27 protein-coding genes are annotated in these 26,320 nt (G+C 65.6%); 10 read left to right on the plus strand and 17 right to left on the minus strand.

Translation table 11 applies throughout. The annotated features are described in order from the left end of the window. Nucleotides 1-1,224 (plus strand): PhoH family protein (locus JF66_RS02205; RefSeq protein ID WP_035874530.1); only part of this gene is annotated, 1,224 nt, incomplete at its 5' end. A gap of 192 nt (nucleotides 1,225-1,416) precedes the next feature. Here JF66_RS02205 and JF66_RS02210 read toward each other — a convergent pair. The 5 genes from JF66_RS02210 to xseA all read right to left on the minus strand — a co-directional run bounded on the left by JF66_RS02210 (nucleotide 1,417) and on the right by xseA (nucleotide 5,736). Next, nucleotides 1,417-2,841: an aspartate ammonia-lyase gene (locus JF66_RS02210; protein WP_035874533.1), complete on the minus strand. Its 1,425-nt coding sequence runs from the start codon at nucleotides 2,839-2,841 to the stop codon at nucleotides 1,417-1,419. A gap of 76 nt (nucleotides 2,842-2,917) precedes the next feature. Further along, nucleotides 2,918-3,556, minus strand: coding sequence for a carbonic anhydrase (locus JF66_RS02215; RefSeq protein ID WP_035874536.1), 639 nt, complete (start codon nucleotides 3,554-3,556; stop codon nucleotides 2,918-2,920). Between the two features lie 8 nt (nucleotides 3,557-3,564). Next, nucleotides 3,565-4,212 carry a DUF4245 domain-containing protein gene (locus JF66_RS02220; protein WP_035874538.1) on the minus strand — a complete coding sequence of 216 codons (648 nt, stop codon included), beginning with the start codon at nucleotides 4,210-4,212 and terminating at the stop codon, nucleotides 3,565-3,567. Further along, nucleotides 4,209-4,502: an exodeoxyribonuclease VII small subunit gene (locus JF66_RS02225; RefSeq protein ID WP_035874590.1), complete on the minus strand. Its 294-nt coding sequence runs from the start codon at nucleotides 4,500-4,502 to the stop codon at nucleotides 4,209-4,211. Before JF66_RS02225 ends, JF66_RS02220 begins: the two co-directional genes overlap by 4 nt. A 10-nt stretch (nucleotides 4,503-4,512) precedes the next feature. Continuing rightward, nucleotides 4,513-5,736 carry an exodeoxyribonuclease VII large subunit gene (gene xseA / locus JF66_RS02230; RefSeq protein WP_035874593.1) on the minus strand — a complete coding sequence of 408 codons (1,224 nt, stop codon included), beginning with the start codon at nucleotides 5,734-5,736 and terminating at the stop codon, nucleotides 4,513-4,515. A gap of 138 nt (nucleotides 5,737-5,874) precedes the next feature. On the opposite strand from xseA, the gene JF66_RS02235 reads away from it, so the two are divergent. Further along, the gene (locus tag JF66_RS02235) at nucleotides 5,875-6,915 is read left to right on the plus strand and encodes a 4-hydroxy-3-methylbut-2-enyl diphosphate reductase (RefSeq protein WP_035874541.1); all 1,041 of its coding nucleotides are present in this window, start codon (nucleotides 5,875-5,877) and stop codon (nucleotides 6,913-6,915) included. An 88-nt stretch (nucleotides 6,916-7,003) separates the two neighbouring features. Here the strand turns inward: JF66_RS02235 and JF66_RS02240 are convergent, their stop codons facing one another. Further along, nucleotides 7,004-7,609 (minus strand): DUF6264 family protein, encoded by a 606-nt coding sequence (locus JF66_RS02240; protein WP_035874544.1) that lies wholly within the window; start codon nucleotides 7,607-7,609, stop codon nucleotides 7,004-7,006. Between the two features lie 61 nt (nucleotides 7,610-7,670). Next, a complete protein-coding gene (fbaA, locus tag JF66_RS02245; protein WP_035874548.1) occupies nucleotides 7,671-8,696 on the minus strand; it encodes a class II fructose-bisphosphate aldolase in 1,026 nt (341 codons plus the stop codon). Between the two features lie 267 nt (nucleotides 8,697-8,963). Here fbaA and glpX point away from each other — a divergent pair, with 267 nt between their 5' ends. Beyond that, the gene (glpX, locus tag JF66_RS02250; protein ID WP_051973029.1) at nucleotides 8,964-9,896 is read left to right on the plus strand and encodes a class II fructose-bisphosphatase; all 933 of its coding nucleotides are present in this window, start codon (nucleotides 8,964-8,966) and stop codon (nucleotides 9,894-9,896) included. 102 nt (nucleotides 9,897-9,998) lie between these two features. Here the strand turns inward: glpX and rmuC are convergent, their stop codons facing one another. The 4 genes from rmuC to JF66_RS02270 form a co-directional block, all read right to left on the minus strand. Then, the gene (rmuC, locus tag JF66_RS02255) at nucleotides 9,999-11,441 is read right to left on the minus strand and encodes a DNA recombination protein RmuC (protein WP_081882087.1); all 1,443 of its coding nucleotides are present in this window, start codon (nucleotides 11,439-11,441) and stop codon (nucleotides 9,999-10,001) included. 35 nt (nucleotides 11,442-11,476) lie between these two features. Continuing rightward, a complete protein-coding gene (locus JF66_RS02260; RefSeq protein WP_035874554.1) occupies nucleotides 11,477-12,436 on the minus strand; it encodes a Brp/Blh family beta-carotene 15,15'-dioxygenase in 960 nt (319 codons plus the stop codon). 14 nt (nucleotides 12,437-12,450) lie between these two features. Then, a complete protein-coding gene (locus JF66_RS02265; RefSeq protein ID WP_035874556.1) occupies nucleotides 12,451-13,740 on the minus strand; it encodes a lycopene cyclase family protein in 1,290 nt (429 codons plus the stop codon). A gap of 153 nt (nucleotides 13,741-13,893) precedes the next feature. Then, on the minus strand, nucleotides 13,894-14,511 hold the full coding sequence (locus JF66_RS02270; RefSeq protein ID WP_035874558.1) for an exonuclease domain-containing protein: 618 nt from the start codon (nucleotides 14,509-14,511) through the stop codon (nucleotides 13,894-13,896). Nucleotides 14,512-14,584: 73 nt separating this feature from the next. On the opposite strand from JF66_RS02270, the gene ychF reads away from it, so the two are divergent. The 3 genes from ychF (at nucleotide 14,585) to JF66_RS02285 (ending at nucleotide 17,356) form a co-directional block, all read left to right on the plus strand. After that, entirely contained in the window at nucleotides 14,585-15,658 is a 1,074-nt protein-coding gene (ychF, locus tag JF66_RS02275) for a redox-regulated ATPase YchF (RefSeq protein WP_035874561.1), read from the plus strand. Nucleotides 15,659-15,904: 246 nt separating this feature from the next. Next, nucleotides 15,905-16,579, plus strand: coding sequence for an SDR family NAD(P)-dependent oxidoreductase (locus tag JF66_RS02280; protein ID WP_035874564.1), 675 nt, complete (start codon nucleotides 15,905-15,907; stop codon nucleotides 16,577-16,579). Nucleotides 16,580-16,654: 75 nt separating this feature from the next. Then, nucleotides 16,655-17,356 (plus strand): hypothetical protein, encoded by a 702-nt coding sequence (locus JF66_RS02285; RefSeq protein WP_035874569.1) that lies wholly within the window; start codon nucleotides 16,655-16,657, stop codon nucleotides 17,354-17,356. Nucleotides 17,357-17,454: 98 nt separating this feature from the next. Here the strand turns inward: JF66_RS02285 and JF66_RS02290 are convergent, their stop codons facing one another. The 5 genes from JF66_RS02290 to JF66_RS02310 all read right to left on the minus strand — a co-directional run bounded on the left by JF66_RS02290 (nucleotide 17,455) and on the right by JF66_RS02310 (nucleotide 22,315). Further along, nucleotides 17,455-17,727, minus strand: a complete 273-nt coding sequence (locus JF66_RS02290) for a DUF2277 domain-containing protein (RefSeq protein WP_035874570.1) — start codon at nucleotides 17,725-17,727, stop codon at nucleotides 17,455-17,457. A gap of 65 nt (nucleotides 17,728-17,792) precedes the next feature. Next, nucleotides 17,793-18,521 (minus strand): DUF2306 domain-containing protein, encoded by a 729-nt coding sequence (locus JF66_RS02295; RefSeq protein WP_081882088.1) that lies wholly within the window; start codon nucleotides 18,519-18,521, stop codon nucleotides 17,793-17,795. Continuing rightward, a complete protein-coding gene (locus tag JF66_RS02300) occupies nucleotides 18,518-18,739 on the minus strand; it encodes a hypothetical protein (RefSeq protein WP_035874573.1) in 222 nt (73 codons plus the stop codon). Before JF66_RS02300 ends, JF66_RS02295 begins: the two co-directional genes overlap by 4 nt. Before the next feature lie 36 nt (nucleotides 18,740-18,775). Next, nucleotides 18,776-19,462 carry a hypothetical protein gene (locus JF66_RS02305; protein ID WP_051973027.1) on the minus strand — a complete coding sequence of 229 codons (687 nt, stop codon included), beginning with the start codon at nucleotides 19,460-19,462 and terminating at the stop codon, nucleotides 18,776-18,778. Between the two features lie 147 nt (nucleotides 19,463-19,609). After that, nucleotides 19,610-22,315 carry a LuxR C-terminal-related transcriptional regulator gene (locus JF66_RS02310; RefSeq protein ID WP_035874577.1) on the minus strand — a complete coding sequence of 902 codons (2,706 nt, stop codon included), beginning with the start codon at nucleotides 22,313-22,315 and terminating at the stop codon, nucleotides 19,610-19,612. 93 nt (nucleotides 22,316-22,408) lie between these two features. On the opposite strand from JF66_RS02310, the gene JF66_RS02315 reads away from it, so the two are divergent. From JF66_RS02315 to JF66_RS02330, 4 genes are all read left to right on the plus strand, one after another. After that, a complete protein-coding gene (locus tag JF66_RS02315; protein WP_035874579.1) occupies nucleotides 22,409-22,870 on the plus strand; it encodes a membrane protein in 462 nt (153 codons plus the stop codon). 33 nt (nucleotides 22,871-22,903) lie between these two features. Beyond that, nucleotides 22,904-23,320 (plus strand): GNAT family acetyltransferase, encoded by a 417-nt coding sequence (locus JF66_RS02320; protein ID WP_035874582.1) that lies wholly within the window; start codon nucleotides 22,904-22,906, stop codon nucleotides 23,318-23,320. 172 nt (nucleotides 23,321-23,492) lie between these two features. Beyond that, complete coding sequence (locus JF66_RS02325; RefSeq protein WP_035874585.1) at nucleotides 23,493-24,062, plus strand: HhH-GPD-type base excision DNA repair protein; 570 nt, start codon at nucleotides 23,493-23,495, stop codon at nucleotides 24,060-24,062. Nucleotides 24,063-24,273: 211 nt separating this feature from the next. Beyond that, entirely contained in the window at nucleotides 24,274-24,690 is a 417-nt protein-coding gene (locus JF66_RS02330) for a phage holin family protein (RefSeq protein ID WP_035874587.1), read from the plus strand. Between the two features lie 11 nt (nucleotides 24,691-24,701). On the opposite strand, the gene JF66_RS02335 is transcribed toward JF66_RS02330, so the two are convergent. Next, the gene (locus tag JF66_RS02335) at nucleotides 24,702-25,952 is read right to left on the minus strand and encodes an MFS transporter (protein WP_051973028.1); all 1,251 of its coding nucleotides are present in this window, start codon (nucleotides 25,950-25,952) and stop codon (nucleotides 24,702-24,704) included. Nucleotides 25,953-26,320: the final 368 nt, after the last annotated feature.

Below are 26,320 nucleotides of genomic sequence, written 5' to 3' on the forward strand. Positions count from 1 at the left end.
TTCGCAGAACACGCGGTCGTTCTTCCCGTCGTGGTGATTTCTGAGCTTGAGGCAAAACGCAACGACCCGGAGATCGGGTACTTCGCCCGGCAGGCACTGCGCAATCTGGATGACCTGCGTCTCAAGCACGAAAGACTCGATTTCCCGATCCCCGTCGGGGAAGGCGGAACGTTACGGGTCGAGCTCAACCACTCGAACATGTCCGTGCTGCCGTCCGGTATGCAACTGGGAGACAACGACTCCCGCATTCTGGCCGTGGCGCTGAACCTCGCCAAGGAGGGCGTGACGGTCACGGTTGTCTCCAAGGATTTGCCGCTGCGCGTGAAGGCAGCTTCACTCGGTCTGGCGGCGGATGAATACCGGCATGAGCTTGCTGTGGACTCAGGCTGGACCGGAATGGATGAGATTACCCTCGGCTCCAACCAGATCAGCGAACTCTACGACAAGGAGACTCTGACCACCCGCCTCGTGCAGGACATGCCCATTAACACCGGGCTCGTGATCCACTCCGACCGCGGTTCGGCCCTGGGCCGTGTCACCGCGAAGGGCGAGGTCAAACTCGTCCGCGGTGACCGTGAGCTGTTCGGCCTGCACGGACGATCGGCGGAGCAACGTCTCGCGATCGATCTGCTGCTCGACCCTGAAATCGGCATCTTGTCCCTGGGAGGGCGCGCCGGTACCGGAAAGAGCGCGCTGGCTCTCTGCGCCGGCCTCGAGGCCGTGCTCGAGCGCCAGCAATACCGCAAAATCATGGTTTTCCGCCCGCTGTACGCGGTGGGCGGTCAGGAACTGGGCTTCCTGCCGGGCGACCAAAGCGAGAAGATGGGCCCCTGGGGGCAAGCGGTCTTTGACACCCTCGGTGCGCTCGTATCGGAGAATGTGCTGGAAGAAGTGATGGAGCGCGGAATCCTCGAGGTGCTTCCGCTCACCCACATTCGCGGTCGGTCGCTGCACGACGCGTTCGTGATCGTCGACGAGGCCCAGTCACTGGAACGGAACGTGCTCCTCACCGTGCTGAGTCGCATCGGCCAGAACTCCCGCGTGGTCCTGACGCACGATGTGGCGCAGCGGGACAACCTGCGCGTCGGTCGTTTCGACGGCGTGGCGTCGGTGATTGAAACGCTCAAGGGACATCCGCTGTTCGCCCACATGACGTTGACCCGGTCGGAGCGCAGCGCGATTGCGGCTTTGGTGACGGAAATGCTCGAAGGGAACGAGGTGTAGGTGGCCCGCGGCGGCGGTGGGTCAACCGCTCCTCAGCTCAGACAATGACAAAAGTCAGGCCTTCCCCGAAAAAAGCGCTCGGGGAAGGCCTGACTTTTGTCATAACTCGACACCCCGCAGTTAACCCACCGCCGCCGCTCCCTTCAGGGAAGGGGAAGGGGGTGGGGGAGGTGCCGCGAGATGGAGAGGGTGTTACTTCTTCTGGGGCGGGCGGGTCATGCTGAGCACGTCGAGAGCGGTGTCGAGCTGCTCGAGCGTGAGGTCGCCGCGCTCCACGTGGCCGAGGGCGATGACGCTCTCGCGCACGGTGAGTCCTTCCGCAACGGCCTTCTTGGCCACCTTGGCGGCAGCCTCGTAGCCGATGACGCGGTTGAGCGGGGTGACGATCGACGGGGACTTCTCGGCCAGCGCGCGCGCGTGCTCGAGATTGGCCTCGAGACCGTCGACGGTCTTGTCGGCAAGTACCCGCGTGGCGTTCGTGAGCAGGCGGATCGACTCGAGCAGGGCGGTACCCATTACGGGGATGGCCACGTTGAGTTCGAAGGAGCCCGAGGCGCCGGACCACGCGATGGTGGCATCGTTGCCGATGACACGCGAGCAGACCATCAGCACGGCCTCCGGGATGACCGGGTTGACCTTGCCGGGCATGATCGACGAGCCGGGCTGCAGGTCGGGGATGCTGAGTTCGCCGAAGCCCGTGTTGGGGCCGGAGCCCATCCAGCGCAGGTCGTTGCAGATCTTGGTGAGGCTCACGGCGATGGTGCGCAGGGCACCGGATGCGTCGACGAGGCCGTCGCGGTTGGCCTGCGCCTCGAAGTGGTCGCGCGCCTCGGTGATCGGCAGTTCGGTCTCGGCGACCAGCAGCTCGATGACGAGCTGCGGGAAACCGGCAGGCGTGTTGATGCCCGTGCCCACCGCGGTGCCGCCGAGTGGAACCTCGGCGATGCGGGGGAGTGCGGTGCGAACACGCTCGATGCCCAGACGCATCTGGCGGGCGTAGCCGCCGAACTCCTGGCCGAGGGTGACCGGGGTGGCATCCATCAGGTGGGTGCGACCGGCCTTGACCGCGCCCTTCCAGAGCTCAGCCTTGACCTCGAGGGAGACGGCAAGGTGATCGAGGGCGGGGATGAGCTCGTCGATCAGGGCGCTGGTCACGGCAATGTGCACCGAGGTGGGGAAGACGTCGTTGGACGACTGGCTGGCGTTCACGTGGTCGTTCGGGTGCACCTGGCGGCCGAGGCTGCGGGTGGCGAGGGTCGCGATGACCTCGTTCATGTTCATGTTCGACGACGTGCCGCTGCCCGTCTGGTAGACGTCGATCGGGAACTCGCTGTCGTAGCGGCCCGTGATGACCTCATCGGCCGCGGCGGCGATCGCGTTGGCGATGTCCTGGTCGAGAACGCCGAGCTGGGCGTTCGCCAGGGCCGCGGACTTCTTGATGCGGGCGAGGGAGGCGATCTGCGCCGATTCCAGCCCGGCACCTGAGATAGGGAAGTTCTCGACTGCACGCTGCGTCTGGGCACCATAGAGCGCATCCGTTGGAACGCGGACCTCACCCATCGTGTCGTGTTCGATCCGGTAGTCGGCGTTTACGGAGGTGTCCACCACTGTATGCATTACCTTTCGGTGCTCATTGAGTTTGGTGCTGTGCGCTTCGATGCGCGATTGTGAAAAATGCGGCGTGGGCGGATGCTCAGATCACGCCCACGATGATGTGCGGGTCGGCGTTGCCGACGAGCAGCCGGTAATTTGCGCCGACGATAGCCAATGTACCTGCTGCGATGGCCTCGCTGATCACCTCGGATCGCTCAAGCAGTTCCGCCACGGTGTCGCGCAGGTGTTCCCGGCCCACCACACCGGCGTCGATGGACTCGGGATCGACATAGTCGGTGGCCGTTGCCGCGCTCACCCGGCGCACGGCCGGCACGATCTTTTCGATGATGTGGCTGATGTGCACGGGAAGGAGCGGGGCGTCGAGAGCCTGCGAATCGATCGCCGCGCGCACAGCGCCGCACTGGTCGTGGCCGAGAACCACGATCAGCGGAACGTGAAGCACTTCCACGGCGTACTCGAGTGAACCGAGCACGGTGTCCGAAATGATCTGACCGGCATTTCGCACGACGAAAAGGTCGCCAAGTCCCTGATCGAAGATGATCTCGGCGGCGAGCCGGGAGTCGCTGCACCCGAAGAGCGCGGCGTGTGGCGTTTGTTTGTCCGACAGTTCGGCGCGCCGGTCAACGTCCTGCCGATGGCGGGGCGTTCCAGCCACGAAACGCTCATTGCCATCACGCATTTCGGCCCAGGCAACGGGTGGTGTCAGACGGTCGTTCATGGACTCACTCACTTGTTGGCCGCGATGGCAGGTGCCATCTGGCGGGCAATGGTTTCGAAATCGTCGTTCGAGGCCGTGCCGATGAGCGCGTAGGTGCTGGCGCCGGCCGTGGTGATGAGGGCCTCATTGAAGTTGCCGCGATCGGCCGGCGGTGCCGAGTTGCGGTAGACGTCCCAGGTGACGCCGTCGATCGTGACCGTGTCGGTGGGGGCCTCGGATTTGACCTGCTGGGCCAGCCAGGTGGGGTTCGCGTTGATGGCCTGATTGAATCCGATGTACTGGTTCTCCGCCGTCACGAGCCCGATGTACCAGGACGGCACGGCATCCGTGCTGCCCGAGCGCCACTCGGCGGAGTTCGTGGTCCAGCCATCGGGGAGAACAGGCACGACCAGCGGCTCCTCAACGGTCGGCTGCAGCTGGGCGGCGATCGCGGCGAAGTCCACGGACCGGTCGATGGGCTGGTCGTTACGCGGCACGAGCAGCACGATCATCAGCACCGCGGCGACGGTCACGAGCAGTGAGAGCACCAGGTTGTTCACCGTTTTGCGCGCACGATACGTTCGTGAATTCTCGGCCTTGCGGTCAGCGGTTTCCTGCGGAGTTTCTGGGCGCCCGAGTTCGGCGACTACCCGGGGTGCGCGAGGCCGTTTGCTCATTTGCCGGCGTCGTCAGTGGATGCGGCGGCAGCAGAGACCTGGCCGGCCCGGGCGGCATCGAGACGGGCCTTGGCGCCGATGAGCCAGTCCTCGCATCGACGGGCGAGCGCCTCACCCCGCTCCCACAGAGAGAGCGACTCTTCCAAGGTGTTGGAACCCTGCTCAAGCTGGCTGACGACGCGCACGAGCTCGTCCCGAGCCTGTTCGTAGCTGAGCTCCTGAAAGCTCGGCTCGTCAGTTCCACGCTCCGGCGCGGTCTGGGCACGCTGATCTTCTGCCGACTGAGTCATGGAATCCATTCTATTTCGTCGGGGCGACGCCGGACGCCGACTCGGTTGAGGTGGCGTTCACGCTGCCGCGGGCGAGCGTGATCAGGAGAGGGGTGCCGTCCGGGGCGTCCTCCGGTGCGTGCAGAACATGCCCACTGTCGAGCTGAACGATCGCGTAGCCGCGGTCGAGTGTTCCCTGCGGGGACAGGGCGCGCAACTGCGATCGCAGATCCGCGACGACGCTGTCGGCTCGTTCCACGGCGCGGCCCACGAGTTCCGCGCCCCTGGCGACGTAGCGCGTGAGGTCTTCGGAACGAGAATCAACGATCCAGTCGGTGCCGGCGAGCACGGGGCGCGAGCGCAGTTGGGTGAGACGGTCGACCTCGTGCGAGAGGATGCCGGTGAGTCTCGTGCTCAGCCGTGCTTTGGCCTGCTGAACGCGATTGAGCTCATCGGTGACGTCCGGGACGACGCGTTTGGCGGCATCCGTGGGGGTCGACGCGCGCAGGTCGGCAACCTCATCGAGCAGGGGACGGTCTGCCTCGTGCCCGATCGCGCTGACGAGCGGGGTGGAGCAGGCCGCCGCGGCTCGCACGACGCCCTCATCACTGAAAGCCAGGAGGTTCTGAAAGTCGCCACCGCCGCGGGCGACGATGATCACGTCGACCTCCGGGTCGGCGTCGAGGCGTTGGATGGCCGCGATGATCTCACCGGCAGCGCGGTCCCCCTGCACGATCGAGTGGGCCACCCGGAAGGTAACCGCCGGCCAGCGCAACTGTGCATTGCGGATAACATCCTTTTCGGCGTCAGAGTTTTTACCCGTGACGAGGCCGATGCAGTGCGGCAGGAAGGGGAGCGGCTTCTTGCGGGAGACATCGAAGAGGCCCTCGCCCGCTAACTGCTTGCGCAGCCGTTCGAGGCGCTCGAGCAGGTCGCCAAGCCCCACATGTCGGAGCTCGAAGACCTGCATGGTGAGCGTGCCGCCCTTGACCCAGTAGCTCGGCTTGACGAGCGCGACGACGCGGTCACCCTGGCTGAATTCTCCGGTCAGCCGGGAACGCACCGAGGACCAGATCGTGAAGCTCACGGTGGCGTCTTCGGAGAGGTCCTTGAGCTTGCCGTAGACGTTTCCGCCGCTCGCCCCCCACTGCGTGACCTCTCCCTCGACCCACACGGTGCCGAGGCGCTCGATATAGCCGCGGATCTTGGTGGACAGCAGGGCGACGGGCCAGGGGGTCTCCACGGTGGCCGGCATTGTTCCGGTGGCCGGCGTGCCCGGTTCTGCCGTCGTGCTTGGATTGGTCAAGCGAATTCCTCCCACGGTGTGTCCAGTCGCCGCCCGTAGACTGGGCTGGTGACCAACAGTACAAAACAGCCCTCAGTCGGCCTCGGCATGCCTCGGATTCCGAGCGCGCGCAATAGGCTCAAGGATACCCCCGTCGTCGGACAGAAGCGGGTGCTCCTCGCCGCCCCGCGCGGGTATTGCGCCGGCGTGGACCGGGCTGTCATCGCCGTGGAGAAGGCACTCGAGCACTATGGAGCTCCGGTGTACGTGCGCAAGCAGATCGTGCACAACCTCCACGTCGTCTCCGAGTTGGAGAACAAGGGCGCCATCTTCGTCGACGAGGTCGATGAGGTGCCGCGCGGCGCGCACATCGTATTCAGCGCGCACGGTGTGTCGCCGGCCGTGGTGAAGGCCGCAGAGGCTCGCGGACTGCAGGCCATTGATGCCACCTGTCCTCTCGTGACGAAGGTGCACCGCGAAGCCGTGCGTTTCGCCCGCGATGATTTTCAGATTCTGCTGATCGGCCACGAGGGACATGAAGAGGTTGAGGGCACCGCGGGGGAGGCTCCCGAGCACACGACACTTGTCGGCAGCCCCGACGAGGCCGACACCGTGGAGGTACGTGACCCCGACCGGGTGGTGTGGCTCTCGCAGACCACGCTCAGCGTCGACGAGACCATGGAGACGGTACGGCGCCTGCGCGCTCGCTTCCCGAACCTTCAGGATCCGCCGAGCGACGACATCTGCTACGCCACCCAGAACCGCCAGGTAGCCATCAAGAAGGTGGCGACCGACTCGGATCTTGTGATCGTCGTCGGGTCCGCCAACTCGTCCAACTCGGTTCGTCTCGTCGAGGTGGCGCTTGAGTACGGCGCGAAGGCAGCATATCGGGTGGACTTCGCCAGCGAGGTCAAGCAGGAATGGCTCGACGGGGTGCGCACCGTGGGCGTGACGAGCGGGGCATCCGTTCCGGAAGAACTCGTGGAGGAGCTGCTTGAGGCCCTCGCGGACGCTGGATTCAACGATGTCGAGCCGGTGAAGACCGCTCAGGAAGACCTGATCTTCTCGCTGCCCAAGGAACTGCGTAAAGACCTCAACGGCAATACAGATGCTCGGGCGATCGGCGGCAGGGCCGACTCGGCAGAGTAGCTGCGATGCCGGCCGGCGGCGATGCCGCTGGTCGGTGCGGTTGGCGCGGGTGTCGCCAGGCCGAGGTGTTGGCTAGCCCGCGTGCTGGCTAGCCCTGCGTGCTGGCGATGGAGTTCAACAGCGTGGGGTCGCCCGAGAGCACGACGCCCATGAAGACGAAGATCAGGATCAGCGAGACGACGCCGCCGATCAGTGGTACATAGAACGCGCGGCGACCGCGGATCAGAAGCCAGACCGAGAGTGCCGCAGTGGCGGCCCACAGGACGGCCTGACTGATTGCTCCGGCCAGGAGGATGCCGTCAACGTTCGCGGCCGCCGCGTATGTGCCGAGGCTTTCCTGCGTGTACAGCATCTGGATCGCCTGCGGGAGCGAATTCAGGATGGAGATGGCGAGGAATGTGCCGAACAGGCCAAGAACGAGCAGGGCCATGGTCACCGGTCGGTCCCAGCCCGGAACCCTGCGGGCGCCTGGCGCGGGCGGGCCGGCTACGGGAGCGGACGCCGGGTTGGCCGTCGCGGTGCCGGGCTCCGGCGGAGGGGCAATCCCCGACGCCGGAGCGTCGGGGATTGCGAGCTCGCTCGCCCGTGCGTCTGTCGGCGGTTCCCAAACCCAGCCCTCCGGAGCGAGTTCCCCGTACTGCGGCCTGGGCCGGCGGTCGCGGGGAGTGTCGTCCGAGGTGCTGTTGCTGGTCACGCTGAAAAACCTTTCACGGGCCGTCGCAGGGGACAGCGAACCGAATAGTGCTGGGTTAAGGCTAGCTGTTCGAGTGGCCCGCGGAACCCAGCTGCTTGGTCGACTGTACGACGCGTGCGGCCATGGCCGACTCGGCCACCTTGCCCCAGGCACGCGGGTCGTAGACCTTCTTGTTGCCCACTTCGCCGTCGACCTTGATCACGCTGTCGTAATTCTTCAGCATGTAGTCGGCGATCGAGCGGGTGAAGGCGTACTGGGTGTCGGTGTCGATGTTCATCTTCACGACGCCGTTGGCGACGGCCTCGGCGATCTCGGCATCCGTGGAGCCCGATCCGCCGTGGAAGACCAGGTCGAGTGGCAGGGCGGCAAGTCCGAACTTGGCGGTGAGGCCGTCCTGGATCTCCCTGAGCAGCTCGGGACGCAGCTTCACGTTGCCGGGCTTGTAGACACCGTGCACGTTGCCAAACGTGAGGGCAGCCATATAGCGTCCCTGGTCGCCGAGGCCGAGGGCCTCGATCATCTTGACGGCGTCGTCGAGGGTCGTGTACAGGTTTTCGTTGATGTCGGCCTGGACGCCGTCCTCTTCGCCGCCGACGGCGCCGATCTCAACCTCGAGAATGGCGTTGATGCCGTGGGTGCGCTTGAGGACCTCCTTGGCGATGTCGAGGTTCTCGTCGAGAGCGATGGCCGAGCCGTCCCACATGTGCGACTGGAAGATCGGGTTTCCGCCATCCTTGACGGCGGACTCGGAGGCCACGATGAGCGGCATCACGAAGTCGTCGAGCGCGCCCTTCGGGCAGTGGTCCGTGTGCAGTGCAACGGTGATGGGGTAGTTCGCGGCGACCTCGTGGGCGAACCGCGCGAAGGCGAGTGCTCCCGAGGCGCGGTTCTTGACCGTGTGGCCGGCGAAATAGTCGGCGCCACCCGTGGTGACCTGGATGATGCCGTCGGAGCCGGCTTCGGTGAGTCCCTGGAGGACTGCATTGATGCTTTGCGACGACGAGACGTTGAACGCCGGGTAGGCGAATCCCTTGGTCTTGGCTTTGTCCAGCATCTCTGCGTACTGGTCGGGGGTAGCGATGGGCATAACATCTCCTCGAAAGTGTGCGGGGTTTGGCTCACAGTCTACTGAAGGGCATCGCGCGCGCGGGCCTGCGTCCCTGTGCGTCGCCCAGAGCCGGAGCGCAGTGTTTCCGTGACGGTTGGGTCGGCGCGATAAGGTGACTTCGGGCGGACTCCTTGCACGATCCACCGTGCATCCGCCACCACCGATGTCGAACAACGTCCGGGAGGACCTTCCGTGAACAGCACTGAGACCGCCACCCTCTATCAGCACCCTGACCGCAACCTCGCCATGGAACTCGTGCGCGCAACGGAGGCCGCGGCCATTCGTGCCGTGCCCTTCATCGGCCGTGGTGACAAGAACGCCGCCGACAAAGCCGCCGTTGACGCCATGCGCGTCTTCCTTGGCACCGTGAACTTCGACGGCCTCATCGTGATCGGTGAGGGCGAAAAAGACGAAGCCCCCATGCTCTTCAACGGTGAGCGCGTCGGCAACGGCCGCGGACCGGCCTGCGACATCGCCGTCGACCCGATCGATGGCACGAGCCTCACGGCTGCCGGACGGCAGAACGCCGTCTCGGTCATCGCCGTGTCTGACCGTGGCACGATGCTCGATGCGTCGTCGATTTTCTACATGGACAAGATCGTCACCGGAGGCGCCGGCCGCGGCGTCGTCAGCCTGGATCAGTCCATCGGTGACAACCTGCGCGAGCTGGCCAAGGCGCTGAACAAGCCGGTTGGCGAAATGACCGTCGCCGTGCTCGACCGCCCCCGCCACGCCGGACTGATCGACGCCATCCGCACCGCGGGTGCCGGAACGCGACTGATGCTCGACGGCGACGTGGCCGGTGGCATCAATGCGGCACGCTATGAGACCCGCATCGACATGTGCGTGGGTACCGGTGGCAGCCCCGAGGGCATCACAACGGCCTGTGCGCTCAAGGCTCTCGGTGGATACATGCAGGGGCGTTTGGCTCCCAAGGACGCAGCTGAGCGCGCGGGCGGCGTAGCGGCCGGGCTTGACGTCGACAAGTTGCTTGAGCTTGACGACATGGTCAGCGGCAACAACACGTTCTTCGTGGCCACCGGAGTGACCGACGGTGGACTCGTCGATGGAGTACGCCGCAAGGGCCCGATGATTCGCACCGAGAGCATTGTGCTGCGCTCGCGTTCGGGCACGGCCCGTCGCGTCATTGCCGAGCACCTCGCGGAGAAGTGGCTCTAATCACACAGGCCTGACCGAACGGTCAGGCTCAGGACAAGCCCGCCGTGACGCGACCGAATCAGGTCGGCACACGGCGGGCTTTCGTGTGCCAGGCACGACGGATCAGCGGAACGGGGTGACGCTCTCGGCTGCGGTATCGGCTTCATCTGCACCGACTTCATCTGCACTGAGCTCATCTGCACCGGCTTCATTTGCACCGAGCTCCTCTGCACCGAGCTCATCTGCACCGAGTTCATCTGCACCGAGTTCTGCGACGAACTCGTAGGCGGTGAGTGCTCGTGGAGTCTCGTCGATGACGGCGAGGGGGGCCAACACCTTTGACTCGTCGAGGGCATTGAGTTTGCGCGCGGTGGGGAGCACCTGGCGTTCCATCGACCCGACGAAACCGTTGTAGTCCTTGACCGTGCGCTCGATCGACCGGCCGAGCTTCTCGATGTGGGCCGCCGTGGTGTTGAGCCGCGAGTATAGCTCCCGGCTGAGGTCGAACAGCACCTTCGCGTCGTGGGTGAGCACGTCTTGCTGCCAGCTGAACGCGACGGTCTTCAGGACCGACCAGAGGGTGACCGGAGAGGCCAGAGCCACTCGCTTGCTGAAGGCGAATTCCATCAGCGATGGGTCAGCTTCCAGGGCAGAGGAGACGAGCGATTCGCTGGGAATGAAGGCGATCACGATCTCCGGCGACGCCTCGAGACCCTGCCAGTAGGCCTTGCTCCCGAGTGCGGTGATGTGATCGCGCACCGCCTTCACATGCGCCTTCATGTGCACGGCGCGCTGCGCTCCCTCCACACCGGTGGCCGCCTGGGGAATGTTGCTCGCCTCGAGAAAAGCGGTGAAGGGTACCTTGGCGTCGACGGCGATGTTCTTGCCCCCGGGCAGGTGAACGACCATGTCCGGCCGCCCCGCTCCGGCGTCGGAAAGGACGCTGGACTGCAGGTCGAAATCGACCCGTTCGATCAGACCCGCCGCCTCCACCACGCTGCGCAGCTGGGTCTCTCCCCAGACTCCCCGGGTGTTGTTGGCGCGCAGAGCCGACGCCAGGGTCTCCGCAGTGCTGCGCAACCGTTCCTCGGCCTCCGTGGCGGAGCGAAGCTGCGAACTCAGTTCACCGTGCTGCACACTCCGCTGCGCTTCGAGCTCGGCCACCTTGGTCTGCATGTCCTGCAGACTCGCCCGCACGGGCGCGAGTGCCTGCAACACCTGGCTCTCTTCCTGCTCGCGTTCCGCACGCGCCGACTGTTCCACGTGCTGACGCTCGATCAGTTCGCGGTACTGCTGCCGGGCATCCGTCATCTGGCTCCGCAGGCCATCGACCGTGGCGTTCTGGGAGGCCAGCTCCTCGCGCAGCACGGCCTGCGTTTCTGCGTCGCGCGCTCGCACCGCGGCCAGAGCGACCTGATGGCGTGCTTCGGTCACCTCGGGGGACTCGGCGCTCAGGTCGGTCGCGGACCGACGATGCCGGAGCGCCTGCATGCCAAGGGCGCCGAGTGCAACGCCGATCCCAAGGCCGACAACGAGGCCGACAGCGAGGCTGAGTACCGTATCCATGTACAAAGTCTGCCAGCGGCCACCGACAATGGCGGTCAGGGCGTGCGCTGCGCCGTGAACGGGCCCGATTCGGCCCGTGCCGGTTCGAGGTTTCGGTTGCGGTGGACGTTCTCGTAGGTGACCACCATCATGTGGGGAACGGTGAGGCCGGCCAGGCCGATGAAGACCACCTGGAGAACGGAGGCATCCGGGCTGGAGCCGGGCGAGACGGTGAACAGCACGAGACCCGCTACCAGAAGGGGCACGGCGGTGTAGACCACTGTGATGATCACCGGCAGCCGACCGCCGCCGCGCTCGGCCCGAAAACCCGCCTTCAGATGACGAAAGCTGTGCAGGGAGCAGAAGTACACGGTGAAGAAAACGAGCGGAGGGGCCACGAGCGCGAGTGCCCCCGCGAGAATGATCTCCACCGATTCGTGCGGATGGCGTCGCGCGGCGATCACGGCCCCGGCCAGCATCCCGGCAAGTGCCAGAGGGCCCAGCCAGGCCTGAACGTCGGCAATCGCTCCGCCGCCGGCCCCTGCCAATACGGTGTAGGCGGCGGACACATCGTCGTGGTGGGCCATCGCAGGCACGGTCAAGAGACCGAAACCGCTGAGAAAGCGCAGCCAGGCGGGCCGGCCGGTGTTCCAGTCCGACCCGAAGTGCATGGCCGACACGACGAGGAAGGCAATCAGGCTCAGGGGCGGCGCGATCAACCACAACGCCACGACGGCGATCACCACGGCGATGTAGATGAGGTTGAAGGTGAGGAAGCCGACGGGCGTGCGCCAGAGGCCGGCCCGACGCGCGATCATCGGGTCAAGTGCGCCGTGCGGAAGACCCAGAAAGGCGACAAGAAGCCCCATCGCCGCAATCTGCACGGGCAGGGGTGGAAGAGGCAGGCCGAGGCCGATGACGGCCAGGACGATGAGGGCAACCCCGGAGAAGGCCAGGGTCTCGACCGGTACGTGCCGCCGATCGAGTGTGCGGGTGCGCTGTGTGGTCGCGGTCATGAGACGGCTTCCTCCTACCTGAGGCCGACCAGCGGCAGCGCCGCGGTGGTGGACTGCTCGGTGTCCGCCTGATCGGTGTCTGCCTGTTCCGTGTTCGCCTGAACCATGATGGACTGAGCCGTGTCCGCCTGGGCTGGTGCGGGCACAACCATGGCCGGGGGCGTCGGCGAGTAGGTCGCGCGGCGCGTCATCTCGGCGATGAACGGCCGTTTGGGCAGGCTGCCGATAATGCGGGCGTAGTCGAGGGTGTGGGCGCCATCGCTGAGGAACCTCAGCAGGCTCGGTGCCGGAACTCCCTGGGCCAGGGCGAGAAAATACTCCGCGGTGCGCTCGGGATGCCGACGCACGGCCTGCAGGAACAGCCGGTCGAGCGTGGCGCGAGACCACGGCTCCGACGGATGGCCGATGGCCGGCGCTCCGGCGAGGAGCCGCCCGGCGCAGGCTTCGGCCCAGCGCTGGATCCGCAGGAAGCCATATCCGGAGGCGGCCCTGAGCGCTCCGCCGGCATTTCCGGCCGAGACGACCCCGGGGAGTGGGGGCCGGTCATCGGGCCGGAGTCCCATGGCCAGCACCCCGCCCTCGGTTCGAACCGGCACCGCGTCCCCGAGCGAGTGCGCCGCCAGCACGCCGTCGAGCTCTGTCACCAGTTGCCTCCGCGGAATCGGCGCTGCGCCGAACCGGGTCCATTCCAGGATCAGCCGGTGGTCATCGAGCGGCAGCGCGTAGACGAACCGCAGGCCGGAAGCATCCGCTGCCATCGAGCCCATCAGCGTGACCTCGCTCGGGTTGAACCCGTGGGGTTCGGTGCTGTGCAGCTCGACGCCCACGAAGCTCTGATACAGGATGGCGCTCCGGTGCTGGGGCCGCGTGTCAATGACCTGACCAGCCAGCAACGGTCCCTGGTCGGTCTCCACCCGAACACCGTCGGCCGCGACACTGATCGCACCCGCGCGCACTCCGAGCCGAAGCTCGATGGTGGGTGCGGCAGCGATCTTCTCAACGGCACGGTTGTAGAAATCGATGCTGCGGATGTACTGGTAGCTCAGGCCGGGCACGCGGTGCAGGGCCGTCGTGCCGGCGGTGTCGGAGAACCTCCATCCGGACCAGCGCGCCGAAACCAAATCGGACAGGTCATGTTTCTCCGGCCGCCAGAAGCACCAGCTCCGGTCGTCGTGATATCCGGCTCGTGGATCAACCAGGATGATCCTCAGGTGGGTGTGCGCTTCGGCAAGTCGGCCGGCCAGGGACAGGCCCGCGCATCCGGCGCCGAGAATGACGACGTCGGCGTCCAGGATGTGGTTCATGATCCTCCGGCACGCACGCCTGACAGCATGCCAGGGCTGCGTGATGTTGAGCCGATACTAGCGGAGCCGCATCGGGTGGTTTTCGGCCCGTCTGGGGGTCAGGCACGTTCGCCAGTCCAGGTCGACCAGCTCATGTCGACTAGCGCGTGTCGACTAGTTCAGGGCCATCGGCCCGTGGGTGGCTGCACGCTCCCGGGTGGCCACGGGGCCGATGGCGCCCATCTTCACCCGCGTGATGTGGGCCAATTTCTCGAGGGTTGAGGCATCGTGCCGGGAGGCGGCATGGATGATGATCGCGGCGCAGGCTTCGGCATCAGCCAGCGCATTGTGGTGGTCGAAGTCGTCGAAGCCCGCTGCCATGGCCGCCACGGGCAGGCGATAGGAGTCGAGGTGGTACGTGCGCCGGGCCACCTGCAGGCTGCAGAGGTAGGAGAAATCGGGAATGACCTGCCCCGTCACGGTGGATGCCGTCTTGATGACGCCGAGATCGAAGCTGGCGTTGTGGGCGACGAGGGAATCACCATCGGCGAAGGCGACCAGCTTGGGAAGTTGCCGGGCCCAGGAATCGGCGCCGATCACATCCGAGGGATGAATGCCATGGATCTTCATATTCCACGGGAGGAAGGCATCGTGCCCGATCGCCGGCTTGATAAGCCAGTAGACCTTGTCGACGACCACGCTGTCACGCACCTTCACGAGCCCGACCGAGCACGCCGAGGCGCCCGATGAATTGGCGGTTTCAAAGTCGATTGCGGTGAAGTTCAGCACGATGCAATGCTCTCACGTGCCGCTGACACCGCCGCGGACAGCGCCCCCGGCGCCACAGCCGGTAGAATAGTCTCTCGTGGCTCTTACTATTGCAATCGTCGGACTGCCCAATGTTGGCAAGTCAACCCTCTTCAACGCCCTCACCAAGAACAACGTGCTGGCGGCGAACTACCCGTTCGCCACGATCGAGCCGAACGTGGGGATCGTCAACCTTCCAGACTCGCGGCTCGCGGCACTGGCCACGATCTATGGGAGCAAGACCCTGCTGCCCGCCCCGGTGTCGTTCGTCGACATCGCCGGCATCGTGCGTGGGGCCAGCGAAGGGGAGGGGCTCGGAAACAAGTTCCTCGCGAACATCCGGGAAGCGGATGCCATCGCCCAGGTCATTCGCGGATTCGCCGACCCCGACGTGGTGCACGTCGACGGCGCCGTGAACCCGGCCGGCGACATGGAGACCATCAACACCGAGCTCATCCTCGCGGATCTGCAGACGCTGGAAAAGGCTGTGCTGCGGTTCGAGAAAGAGGTCAAGGGACGCAAGATGGCACCGATCGTTCTGGAGACCGCGCTCAAGGCGCAGGCCATCCTCGACGCCGGACAGCCGCTCTCTGCCGCCAAGCTGGACATCGAGCCGATCCGCGAACTCGGCCTGCTCACGGCCAAGCCCTTCATCTACGTCTTCAACGTCGACGAAGAGGTGCTGCAGGATCAGGCCAAGCTCGACACCCTCGCAGCTCTCGTGGCTCCCGCGAACGCCGTGTTCCTCGACGCCAAGCTCGAGTCAGAGCTCAGCGAACTCGACGCCGAAGACGCCGCGGAAATGCTCGCGTCCACCGGTCAGGCCGAAAGCGGACTCGACCAGCTCGCCCGCATCGGCTTCGACACCCTGGGTCTGCAGACCTACCTCACGGCCGGCCCGAAAGAGTGCCGCGCCTGGACCATCCACAAGGGCTGGACCGCCCCGCAGGCCGCCGGAGTCATCCACACCGACTTCCAGAAGGGCTTCATCAAGGCGGAGATCTTCTCCTTCGAAGACCTCATGGAGGCCGGCTCCATCGCCGAAGCCCGCTCCAAGGGCAAGGCCCGCATCGAGGGCAAGGAATACGTCATGCAGGACGGCGACGTCGTGGAGTTCCGCTTCAACGTCTGACCGCAGCATCCATGGGGCGTTTCCTGGCACCTCGCGTGCGAAGTGCCAAGAAACGCCCCATGGCCAGCGCGAGGTGCCAAAAATAGCCCCTTGAATCGTGTCGGAGGGGCCATTCTTGGCACTTCGTGAATGCGGGTGGTGAGGAGAGGTTTCGCTGTGACGGAACCCGGTCGAGTTCAGGTTCAACGTTTAGGCTCGAACTTCTCGTGATAGTCATCACAAGAGCATTAATCGAAGGAGACCATCGTGCCTGTCATCGCCATTATCGGAGCCGGACCGGGGCTCGGAGCAGCCGTTGCACGAAAGTTCGGACGCGAAGGCTTCTCCATCGCCCTGATCTCCCGGAACCAGTCGAAGCTGGACGACATGGCAGTCGAGCTCACCGCGGCCGGTTTCACCGTGGGCGCTTATGCTGCGGATGTCCGCACGCCCGCTTCGCTTGAGGCCGCCCTGGCGCGTGCCGCCGCAGAGCTCGGCCCCGTCACGGCGTTGCAGTACAGCCCGCTCCCGTCGCGTGACTACCTGAAGCCGGTGCTCGAGCTGACACCGGAGCTGGCGCTGGAGGCACTGCAGTTCTCGGCCCTCGGGCTCATCCACGCGGCGCGGGCGGTGCTCCCCGCGATGCGGGAGGCCGGGAGCGGCAGCATCATTCTGATCAACGGCGGTACGTCGGTGAAGGCCCGCGCCGGCTTCGCCGGCACCTCGGTCGCGTTCCCGGCCGAGAGCGCCTACGGCGAGATGCTCCACGACGCTCTCGCGGATGAGGGCATCCGGGTCAACCAGTTGGTGATCCCGGGCGGCATCCCGCAGCTTCAGCTGGAGAACGGCATCGACGGCGTCGCCGATCGCATCTGGGACCTCCACGCTGTTGCCGGCCCGTTCCGTACCATGCTCATCCCGTTGGAGGACGGCCGGGAGTAGGACCCAGCCGCCCTGCCCAGCCCTGGGCAGGACTGCACCACTGTCACCTGCGGTCGGGCATCGTGCAATGATCACATGGTGGGGACAAAACTGGTCTGGACGGAGTCTGCCGAGGATCGACTGACCGGTTTTCCGGGGAACCGCATCGCTGTCCGAGTCCTTGTCGTGGTCCTCTTCACCATCATCTGGCTGTGTTGCGTGGCACTCGCGTTACTCGTCCCGTATCCAGTGCTTTCTCGCGTGCTGACGGCCGTCGTCACACTCGGGTTCGCCCTGGGCGGAGTGGCCCTGGCAGCATTCGGTGGACGGGGCGCGCACAGACGTCGGATTGCGCGTCTGCAGGTCGACTATCCCCACGCAGTGTTGATCGCCTGTACGCAGGTCGACGGATTACCCTGGGCTGTTCGGCAGGTCGCGCGGGCGACGGGCATAGGTGCGGGGCGACCCTATCTGCTCATCTCCGGTTTTGTCCTGGCAGTGGAATCAGACCGGATCTCGTTCCTCTCCACACGACGCAGCATGGTTCTTCCTACCGCCGGTCTCGATCGAATTCGGCGAGGAACGGCGACGATACCAAGCGGCCTCAATGGGCCCTTGATTACTCGATCCACGATTGATCTGGAATTTGCTCTGGCCGACGGTGAAATCATCGTCGTGCAGCTCTGCCCGATTCCCATTGATGAGGAGCCTCGCCAGCACTTACGCCCATTCGAGCTCGGCGTCATTGCCCAGAAAATTGATCTGGCGATCCGCAGTACCCGTCCCGAGAACAGGTGAAGAGATAATCAGCAGGATGCGCGTAGAAGGGCAGGTGCGCTGATCAGCGACTCGCACGGGCCGAACTGAGCGTCGGTGTGGGGGTCGGCGCCCGGGTGCTACGTGGCGGTGAAGCGCTTGGCTGAGCGGGCTTTCGCCTTCTCCGCCTCGACCGCGCGGTTCTTGGGTGGAGCCACGGTCACCAGATCCTCGAGAAGGTGCCTCGAGATGTGGGCGATCTCCTCGACCGCGCGAGTGAACGCCTCGGAATTGGCGTTCGAGGGTTTCGTGAATCCGCTGATCTTTCGCACGAATTGCAGGGCGGCCGCCTGCACCTCGTCGTCGGTGGCGGCGGGTTCGAAATTATGCAGAGTGTGGATGTTCCGGCACATGAGGAAATAGTAACCGCGCGTGTGGGCCGCGCAGAAGGCTGTCGGGAACGCACATCTCGAGGACGTCAGCTCGAACGGGGTCCGCGTGGCACCGCTGCTGACGGATGGAGTTCCGGCCGACGAGCCCAACGCGCCCGACGACGGATCACGTACTCGGCTACCGAAAGATTGATCACCCACGCGGTCCCCATCAACACGGCCCGGGAGAGCTCGTCGGTGGGGCCGAAGAGAATCGATCCAGGGATGAGAACGAGCATCTGGGTTCCGGCAGCAACCCCAATGGCGTAGGCCCGAGTCATCCACTCGCCGTGCCCCGTGAAATCGCGCCGCACAATCGCGCGGATGCCCTGGCCGATACTCGCCGCCATGACGGACCCGAATATCACGCGTAAGACGATGAGCGCGATGCCGTCCCCGGGCGGGTGCGGATAGACGACCGCCATGTACATGCCCGACAGGGCTGCGAGTAGACCGGCGGGGATGAGGATGCGCCCGGCGACGCGATGCCAGCCGGGCGTGGGGCGACGCAGGGCCGGAATGAATTGCAGCGCTCCGAGCAGGCTGAACACGGTCGCGCTCACGATATGCGTCACGATGGGCACGGGGGAGTCGAGGAACCGCGCGTTCTGTGGGGTGGCGACGGCCTCGCCGGTCAGCTCCGTGAGTCGCAGCGCTCCGGCGAGCACCGGGAGGAGAGCGAGCAGGATCAGCCCCGCCGGAGCCCGCCACTGACCTCGGGGGTTCCGGGTTCGATCGCCGCGGGGTATCCGTGCGGTCTGGGTGGTTTTCGTCATGGCTGCCTGCTCCTCAGCACGTTGATCGAGATCAGTGGCACGCCCAGGTCTTCCACTCGGTGCAGCAGCCCGTGCAGCGCGGCCTGATCCACGATTCGACCTGTGAGGGTGGATGTCCCGTCATCCTCACTGGATAGATCGAAGCCCTCGAACCAGTCGCTCCAGCCTTCAGCGAGCTGCCCCTGGAGGCGAATCTCATATTGGTCGAGCTCGTTCATCACGCTCCGCCTTCACGTCGCTCGGGACCTCGTGGGTCAGTTCGTCCGTGTCCGGTCGAGGCGAGGGTCCCCGGCGGGGGTGGGCGCGGGGTTCGTGCCCTGGGTGGACCACAGCGAAATCCCGAGCCAGATGAGGGCGAGTCCCATCGGGATCGCGGCCATCCGCTCGAGGGTGTGCGGGAGGAGAGCCCCGGCCAGGGGTGTCACGGCCGCGGCTACGATGAGCAGGATACCGGCCCCACGTGACAGCACCCGGGCGCGAAGAACGGCGGCGCCGAACAGGATGGCGCCCACGACGTAGATGCCGGCGCCGACCAGTGGCAGGGCCGTCAACGGGCCGAGATCGGTCACGGCCGGGTGCCGGCCGAAGAGACCGACGAAGTCCTCGGCGAACTGCGGTGCGTCCGCGGCAACCAGGGGCACGATGAACGCCTCGGCGAAGACGAAGGCCGACTGCAGGATGAAGAAAAGCGCGAACAGGGCGTAGCCGATCAGTCCAAGCAGCCCGAACTGGCGAACCTGGCGCAGGTAGATGCCCGTGAGGCCGATCATGCCGAGCACGGCCATGCCAAAGCTGAGGCTGTGCACGATCACCCAGGTCTGGGTGCTGAGGGAGGCGACCTCGTCGGCGGGATGAATGAACTGGATGGCGATGTAGATCAGTCCGGACAGGGCGGCGGCGACGGCAGCCGCCCGGGTGAGGGTGGACGGTGTGATGCTCATGGTTTCATCTCCGATGATGTGAGTTGTCGGGCGGATGCCTAACGACAAGGCGAATCTACGGAGACATGTGGTGACGGGGCATCACCGCAGGTGGTGATCAACGTGGTGATTACAGGTGCGGGACTGCCGCGCGCGCGCACGGTACGGCTACAGCAGGCCCAGTTCTTTAGCGCGGGTGACGGCCTCCGGCCGACTGTTGACCTCGAGCTTGCCGAAGATGTGTCGCGTGTGGGTGCGCAGAGTGTTGAGCGACACATAGAGTTCGCGGGCGATCTGGGGACCGCTCAGTTCTGTCGCGAGGAGTCGCAGCACGTGCCGCTCGCGCTCGCTCAGCGCGTCCGCGATTCCCGGCTGGCTGGCCACGTCGCCATCAGGTCGCGGTATGGCGCGCCAGAGGCGTCGCGAGTAGTCGCGACGGATGCCGGCTTCGGCGGCTGCCCTGAGCAGCGCCGCCATCGGTGGGCCTTCGTCGGCGAAGACCCGGATGTATCCTTCCGGCTCGGCCAGGGTGAGTGCACGTTCCAGAGGCGACAGCGCCGCGGGAATGCGCCCCTGCGCCTCATGCGTCAGCGCCTGCAGGATGAGAATCTCGATCGCGCTCCCGGTGCGGCCACCCGCTTCGGCCGCGGTGAGAAGTCGGTTGAGCAGACCGGAGGCAGTGTCGAGCGACCGCTGCCGAGGATCGATCCGGTGCTGGGCGATGAGCAGTCGCGCCACGGTGATGTGCTCGAACTCGCGCCGGTAGCTCAGATCGTCTTCCGCCGACAGGCCCTGGTCGTTGATCCAGGCGAGGGCCTCGGCCAGTCTGCCCTGTTCGATCCAGACGCGTGCCTTCATCGCGGCGATCGGTCGCACGTTAGGGACGAACCCCGCTCGGTAGAAGCCCTCGGCGGTCGTGAGCAGGTCGAGAGCGGCGTCGGGGCGTCCCTCGGCCTGCCGCAGTCGCGCCGCAACAACACACCATCGGTGCCGATTCTCGTGGGACGAGGCATCCTCACCGAGCGCCTGACTGATCGTCAGGTGTTCGGCGGCGGCAACCAGTTCGTTGCGCTCGCGGAGCAGGTCGCTGATGCCGACGTGCAGATCGGCCGTGGACTGAGGGGGTGGCTCGCCCTGCTCGGCGGCCAGCCGCAGCGCCTGCTCGTAGGACTGTTGCGCGTGCGTCAGCCGACCGAGCGACGTGAGCATATCGGCCGACACGACCGTGGTCGCGAGCATGTCGGCCAGGTTGCCGGCCCGACGCAGGCTGGTTCGCACCTGACCGAAGGCTCGCAGCCCGGCCTCCAAATCGCCGGTGGCCCACGAGGCGAGCCCGAGGAACCCGGCCGCCGCGCCACGCCCCAGATGATCGTCGGGCTCGGTGAGTTCCAGGGCGCGTTGGGCGTAGCTCACCGTTCCGACCACATCCCCGCGCGCCTGTGCCGCGGCCGCGCGATAGAGGGCAATTGTCACGGGAAGCGTTCGAAGTTCCTCGCCGTCCGCTGAGTCGTGCGCGGCCGTACCGTCCGCGTTCGTGGCGGCCAGCGCGCGCTCTGCGATCTCGAGTCGGGGTTCGACCGCCGCCACGTCTCCGGAGACGAGCGACGACCACGCGCGGTAGACGGCGAGCACCGGCCGGCGATCGATGACGTCTTCCGGCAGGAGGATCAGCCAGCGGAGCAGGGTGGCGTCCTGGCGGCTCTTGCGAACCGCCGGCACGACACTCTCGATCACCCGCGCCGCGCGCTCGAAATCCCTCGCGGCCAGCGCATGCCTGACGGCGTCCTCTGGCAGGCCATTCCGCTCGTGCCACTCGCTGGCGACGGCGTGAAGACGCGGTACGCGATCGGGTTGGTCTCGCCGCAGCCTCGCCCGGAGCACGTCCGCGAAGAGATGGTGATACCGGTACCACTGGCGCCGATCGTCGAGCGGAACAACGAACAGGTTGTCCCGCTCGAGGGACTCCAGCATCTCGCTGCTCCCCGACTGCCCCGTGACGGCATCACAGAGCGGTCCGCTGAGTCGGTCCAATACAGACGTGAGAAGCAGGAAATCGCGGACGTGGTCGGGCTGGTGCTGCAGAACCTCTTCGGCGAGGTAGTCGATGACGAAGCGGTTGCTTCCAGTGAATTCCCGGATGAAACCGGGAACATCCCCGTGGTCTCGCAGGGACAGGGCGGCGAGCTGGAGCCCGGCGATCCACCCCTCCGTGCGCTGGTCTAGGGCGGCCAGGTCATCGGTTGAAAGCTCCAACTTCACCATCTCGCGCAGGAAGACGGCGGTCTCCGCCGGAGTGAATCGCAGGTCGACGGCACGGAGCTCGGTGAGTTCCCCACCGGCACGCAGACGCGACAGCGGCAGGAGGGGATCGGAGCGGCTGGCAATGGCCACGTGCAGCGTCGACGGAAGGCGATCGAGCAGGAAGACGACCGCATCTCGAATCTGTGTCGCTTCGATCAGCTGAAAGTCGTCGAGTACCAGAATGATCGTCGTGGAGGACTGGGCGAGCTCATTGATCAGGGACGTCAACGCGGGTTCGAACGAGGAGAGGGGGAGAGTCAACGCGTCTGAACTGAGATTGGGATCTGCTCGCTGAAGTGCGCTCACCAAATAGGTGAGGAACCGGGACGGATCGTTGTCGCTGTTATCCAGTGCCAGCCAGCCGACGCCCACCTCGGGGTCGCGACGCCGCACATCCGCGAGCCACTCGCTGAGCAGCGTGGTCTTGCCGAAACCTGCGGGTGCGGAGACGAGCGTCAGCTTTCGGCCCGACTCGAGCCCCTCGTGCAACCGCCCGAGGAGGCCCGGCCGCGCAACGGCATTGGGCCGAAACACGGGTACGAAGAGCTTGGTGGTGAGCACGGGCATCGCCATAGCCTCATCCTAAGGAGAAGGCGTGCCAGGGAGCCTCCCGCCACGTCGACGTTATGCAGCGCGGCGGTCATCGGCCGGTGTTAGCGTTTTGGAATGACTGAGCAAGCCCCGACCTCTTCCCGTAAAACCAGTACCGTCTCGATTCCGAGAACCGTGGGCAGGATTGCGCTCGGTCTTGCCCTCGCTTTCGCCGGAACGACGCACCTCACCGTGGCACGAGAGGCTTTTCAGGCGCAGGTGCCCGCCTGGGTGCCACTGGACTCTGACCTCGTCGTGGTTCTCTCAGGAGCCGTCGAGATCACGCTCGGCGTCGCGTTGCTCGCCGTGTCCAAGCACCGCGTGCTGGTCGGGTTGGTTGTTGCCGGCTTCTTCATCGCCATTTTTCCGGGAAACATTTCGCAGTACGTGACCCGAACGGATGCCTTCGGGCTCGACACCGATCGCGATCGTTTCATCCGCCTTCTGTTCCAGCCGCTCCTGGTGGTGTGGGCACTCTGGTCAACCGGTGCCTGGGCGGCGATCCGACGAACGTGGCGCCGACGCGCGCGCGGATAGACCGTTGCTGAGAGGACTGCGAGGGTGATGCCTATGATCATTCGTGCCTTCAGACGAGCCGACACCGAGGCGGTTGTGCAGTTGTGGCACGACTGCGGCCTGACCCGACCCCAGAACAACCCGCGGCTCGACATCGAACGTAAGCTCACCGTGCAGCCGGAACTCTTTCTCGTCGGCACGGTTGACGGTGCCCTGATGGGCAGCATCATGGCGGGATATGACGGACATCGCGGTTGGGTGAACTATCTTGCGGTGTCTCCCGGCCACCAGGGCGCAGGATCGGGTCAGAGACTGATGCGCGAGGTCGAGCGGATGCTCACTGAGCGCGGGTGTCCCAAGGTCAACCTCCAGATTCGTGCCGGAAATGACCAGGCCATCTCGTTCTACCGAAGGCTTGGCTACGCACCCGACCAGGCCGTGAGCTTCGGTAAAAGGATCATCCCCGACTAGAAGCGGTGCGGCGGGAGGGGGTCGGCGTGCGGGGTCTCGAGACGCTCGTGCCTCGCTCCTCGACCAGCGGGAGGGGCTCGTGCCTCGCTCCTCGACCGGCGGGAGGGGCTCGTGCCTCGCTCCTCGACCGGCGGGCTCCTCGACCCGCGGAGTCGGTGGCAGACTGGTTGTTATGACGCTGCACATCACGGGCGATGCCTCCGCCGACACCCTCCTGAGCGAGAACCCTTTCGCACTGCTCATCGGCATGCTCCTCGACCAGCAGGTGGCCATGGAAACCGCGTTCGCCGGGCCGGCGAAGATCCGTGACCGGATCGGCGTCCTCGAGCCGAAGGCGATTGCCGACTTCGATCCTGAGGCCTTCGGTGAGGTGTTCCGCACCTCGCCGGCCGTGCATCGGTATCCCGCATCGATGGCGGCGCGAACGCAGGCGGTGGCCGAGGCCATTGTGCGGGACTGGAATGGGGATACCTCCTCCCTCTGGACGGACGGCTCGCCGGACGGCACCGAGATCCTCCGCCGGCTGAAGGCTTTGCCCGGTTTCGGAGAGCAGAAGGCCAGGATCTTCCTGGCTCTGCTGGGCAAGCAGCGCGACCTCACGGCACCGGGCTGGCGAGAAGCCGCAGGCGCCTACGGCGAAGACGGGTGCTTCCGTTCGGTCGCCGATATCGTGGACGCCGAGACGCTTGCCCGGGTTCGCGCGACGAAACAAGCCGTCAAAGCCGCAGCGAAGAAGGCCTAACTCGCCGGGCCGGTTACCCGGCGAACCTCCGGAAGTACGGTCTGGACAGCCGGTCCACCAGACTCGATGTCGTCGTCGACCGGCGAGAGCTGCTGCGATATGTCTCGGAGAATGCCCGACTCTGGCGAAGAGTGCGAAGCCGCAGTATTCTGGCCGCGTCAACGCGGCATGACATTCGGCCGCATCCTCGTTCCAAGGAAGGAAGTCCGCCATGATCCGCTTTCTTATTCGGGCAGCAATCTTCGTCGGCTCTGCGGCTCTCGGACTCTGGGTGGCCTCGCTTCTTCTTGAGGACTTCGTTCTCACCGTGCAGGGCTTCATCGTGACGGTGTTGATCTTCGCCGGTGTGCAGAGCGTTCTGGCACCGTTCATTGCCAAGATGACGGCGAGGAACGCACCTGCCTTCCTGGGTGGAGTCGGCCTGTTGTCGACGTATGCGGCTCTGCTGATTGCCTCGCTCATCTCGAATGGCCTTGTCATCACGGGCTGGCAGACGTGGATTCTGGGCACGCTGATCGTCTGGCTGGTGACGGCCCTGGCAACGTTCTTCTTGCCCATGATCTTCCTGCGTGAGGCGGTCAAGGGCGCCAAGAACGCTCGGGGTCAGGCATCCAACATTCGCCACTGACGTCCCGCAGTTCAGACGCGTCGAGATAAGAGCCGCGCCAGAGACCACGCGACCACAATCGCCACCAGCACCATGGCCGTGACGCCCAGGCCGGAGTAGCCCACGCTGAGCAGCACGGGTCCGGCCAGGGCGCCGCCGAGCGCGCCGGCTGCATTCATCGACAGGTCGGAGAATCCCTGTAGGCCGGCACGGTCATGCACTCCGACGGCCTCGGACACGAGGGCCGAGCCCGCCACAACGGATGCCGACCAGCCGAGTCCCAGAAAGACAAGACTGTACGTCATGGCGGCCTGGGAACCGTCGCTGCGCCAGGCGATCGTCAACGCAACCAGCAGGAGCGCCTGGCCGCCCAGAATGACCGGAAATCGGCCGATCCGGTCTGAGTGCCAACCGAAAATGGGCGACAGGGCGTACATGCCGGCGACGTGCAGACTGATGGTGAGGCCGACGATCGTGAGGGTGGCTCCGTGGTCTCGGAGGTGAATCGGTGCCATAGACATCAGCGCCACCATGGTCATGTGACTCAGGGCGATCACGACGACGGCATAACGGGCAAGAGAATTGGTGCGCACGATGGCGAGGCCGCCCCGTGGGGGACCGGCTGGCGCGGATGCTGCGCGCCCCGCGAGCGCGGTGAGCAGGGGGTCCGGGCGCAGCCCGCGCGAATAGACGACGGCTGCGGCAACGGTGGCGAGCAGAGAAAAGACGAACGCGCCGGTCATGGGTGGGAGCCCGAGGGCGGCCCCGACGACTTCACCGGGGCCGAACAGGTTGGGGCCGAGCACGGCCCCGATGGTTGTCGACCAGACGACGAGTGAGAGATCACGGGCGCGGAACCGAGGACTGGCGAGGTCCGTGGCGGCGAAACGAGCCTGCAAGTTGGTCGCGGAGCCCGCGCCCAGAAGCATCAGCGCGAGCAGGAGCAGCGGGAAGGAGCTCACGGTGACCGCCGTGATGGCGAGCACGGCGCCGGTACCGGCGGTCAGAGCGCCGGTCGCGAGCGAGACGCGTCTGCCGCGGGCCTGCGCCAGCCGGGCGAGGGGGACCGCGACCAGGGCTGCGCCGAGAGTGCTCATGGTGGCCGCCATGCCGGACCAGGCGCTGGATCCGGACAGTTCGGCGGCCAACAGAGCCCCCAGCGAGAGGGTGGCGCCCATTCCGATTCCGCCGAGAATTTGGCCGACCACCAGCACCTTCACGACGCGTCCCTGCAGAGCGCTGTGCGCCGTGGGCGGAAAAACCTGGGGTGGGGGACGAGTCATCTGTGTTCCTGGGAGATGTTGCGGTCAAGCCGACCGGTTTGGGGCAATTGGGGGGTCATGTTTTTTGGCCCCTGATCGGGGGTAAAGCGGGTTAAAAGAGCGTGGCGCGGAGTAGTGTCTCACCTAACTTGACGGTTATTTCCAGCAAGCCATCACTCACAGCACGTCTCACACATCCGCTCAATTCTCTCGCTCGCCGAAGGACATCGTGATACCTGAGTCATTAACCCAGTCACAGTACGACACCGTCTACAACATGTTTTCGCTCGTCATCGCTGCACAGCTCTTCACCTCAATCTTCCTCACGGTCAGCCTGAAGCGAATCTTGCCACGTTATCGTCAGGCCATCACGGTCGCGGCTATCGTCT

This window comes from Cryobacterium sp. MLB-32 (assembly GCF_000738085.1).
Lineage (GTDB): Bacteria > Actinomycetota > Actinomycetes > Actinomycetales > Microbacteriaceae > Cryobacterium.

Bases quoted from the DNA above. Each gene is read 5' to 3' on its own strand.
- rmuC (WP_081882087.1), bottom strand. From the start codon at position 11,441: ATGGATACGGTACTCAGCCTCGCTGTCGGCCTCGTTGTCGGCCTTGGG.
- JF66_RS02260 (WP_035874554.1), bottom strand. From the start codon at position 12,436: ATGACCGCGACCACACAGCGCACCCGCACACTCGATCGGCGGCACGTA.
- fbaA (WP_035874548.1), bottom strand. From the start codon at position 8,696: ATGCCCATCGCTACCCCCGACCAGTACGCAGAGATGCTGGACAAAGCC.
- JF66_RS02265 (WP_035874556.1), bottom strand. From the start codon at position 13,740: ATGAACCACATCCTGGACGCCGACGTCGTCATTCTCGGCGCCGGATGC.
- JF66_RS02320 (WP_035874582.1), top strand. From the start codon at position 22,904: ATGATCATTCGTGCCTTCAGACGAGCCGACACCGAGGCGGTTGTGCAG.
- JF66_RS02315 (WP_035874579.1), top strand. From the start codon at position 22,409: ATGACTGAGCAAGCCCCGACCTCTTCCCGTAAAACCAGTACCGTCTCG.
- JF66_RS02305 (WP_051973027.1), bottom strand. From the start codon at position 19,462: ATGAGCATCACACCGTCCACCCTCACCCGGGCGGCTGCCGTCGCCGCC.
- JF66_RS02310 (WP_035874577.1), bottom strand. From the start codon at position 22,315: ATGGCGATGCCCGTGCTCACCACCAAGCTCTTCGTACCCGTGTTTCGG.
- JF66_RS02285 (WP_035874569.1), top strand. From the start codon at position 16,655: ATGGTGGGGACAAAACTGGTCTGGACGGAGTCTGCCGAGGATCGACTG.
- JF66_RS02210 (WP_035874533.1), bottom strand. From the start codon at position 2,841: ATGCATACAGTGGTGGACACCTCCGTAAACGCCGACTACCGGATCGAA.
- JF66_RS02220 (WP_035874538.1), bottom strand. From the start codon at position 4,212: ATGAGCAAACGGCCTCGCGCACCCCGGGTAGTCGCCGAACTCGGGCGC.
- JF66_RS02335 (WP_051973028.1), bottom strand. From the start codon at position 25,952: ATGACTCGTCCCCCACCCCAGGTTTTTCCGCCCACGGCGCACAGCGCT.
- JF66_RS02295 (WP_081882088.1), bottom strand. From the start codon at position 18,521: ATGACGAAAACCACCCAGACCGCACGGATACCCCGCGGCGATCGAACC.
- JF66_RS02225 (WP_035874590.1), bottom strand. From the start codon at position 4,502: ATGACTCAGTCGGCAGAAGATCAGCGTGCCCAGACCGCGCCGGAGCGT.
- JF66_RS02330 (WP_035874587.1), top strand. From the start codon at position 24,274: ATGATCCGCTTTCTTATTCGGGCAGCAATCTTCGTCGGCTCTGCGGCT.
- JF66_RS02300 (WP_035874573.1), bottom strand. From the start codon at position 18,739: ATGAACGAGCTCGACCAATATGAGATTCGCCTCCAGGGGCAGCTCGCT.
- glpX (WP_051973029.1), top strand. From the start codon at position 8,964: ATGGAACTCGTGCGCGCAACGGAGGCCGCGGCCATTCGTGCCGTGCCC.
- JF66_RS02215 (WP_035874536.1), bottom strand. From the start codon at position 3,556: ATGAACGACCGTCTGACACCACCCGTTGCCTGGGCCGAAATGCGTGAT.
- JF66_RS02235 (WP_035874541.1), top strand. From the start codon at position 5,875: ATGCCTCGGATTCCGAGCGCGCGCAATAGGCTCAAGGATACCCCCGTC.
- xseA (WP_035874593.1), bottom strand. From the start codon at position 5,736: ATGCCGGCCACCGTGGAGACCCCCTGGCCCGTCGCCCTGCTGTCCACC.
- JF66_RS02325 (WP_035874585.1), top strand. From the start codon at position 23,493: ATGACGCTGCACATCACGGGCGATGCCTCCGCCGACACCCTCCTGAGC.
- JF66_RS02290 (WP_035874570.1), bottom strand. From the start codon at position 17,727: ATGTGCCGGAACATCCACACTCTGCATAATTTCGAACCCGCCGCCACC.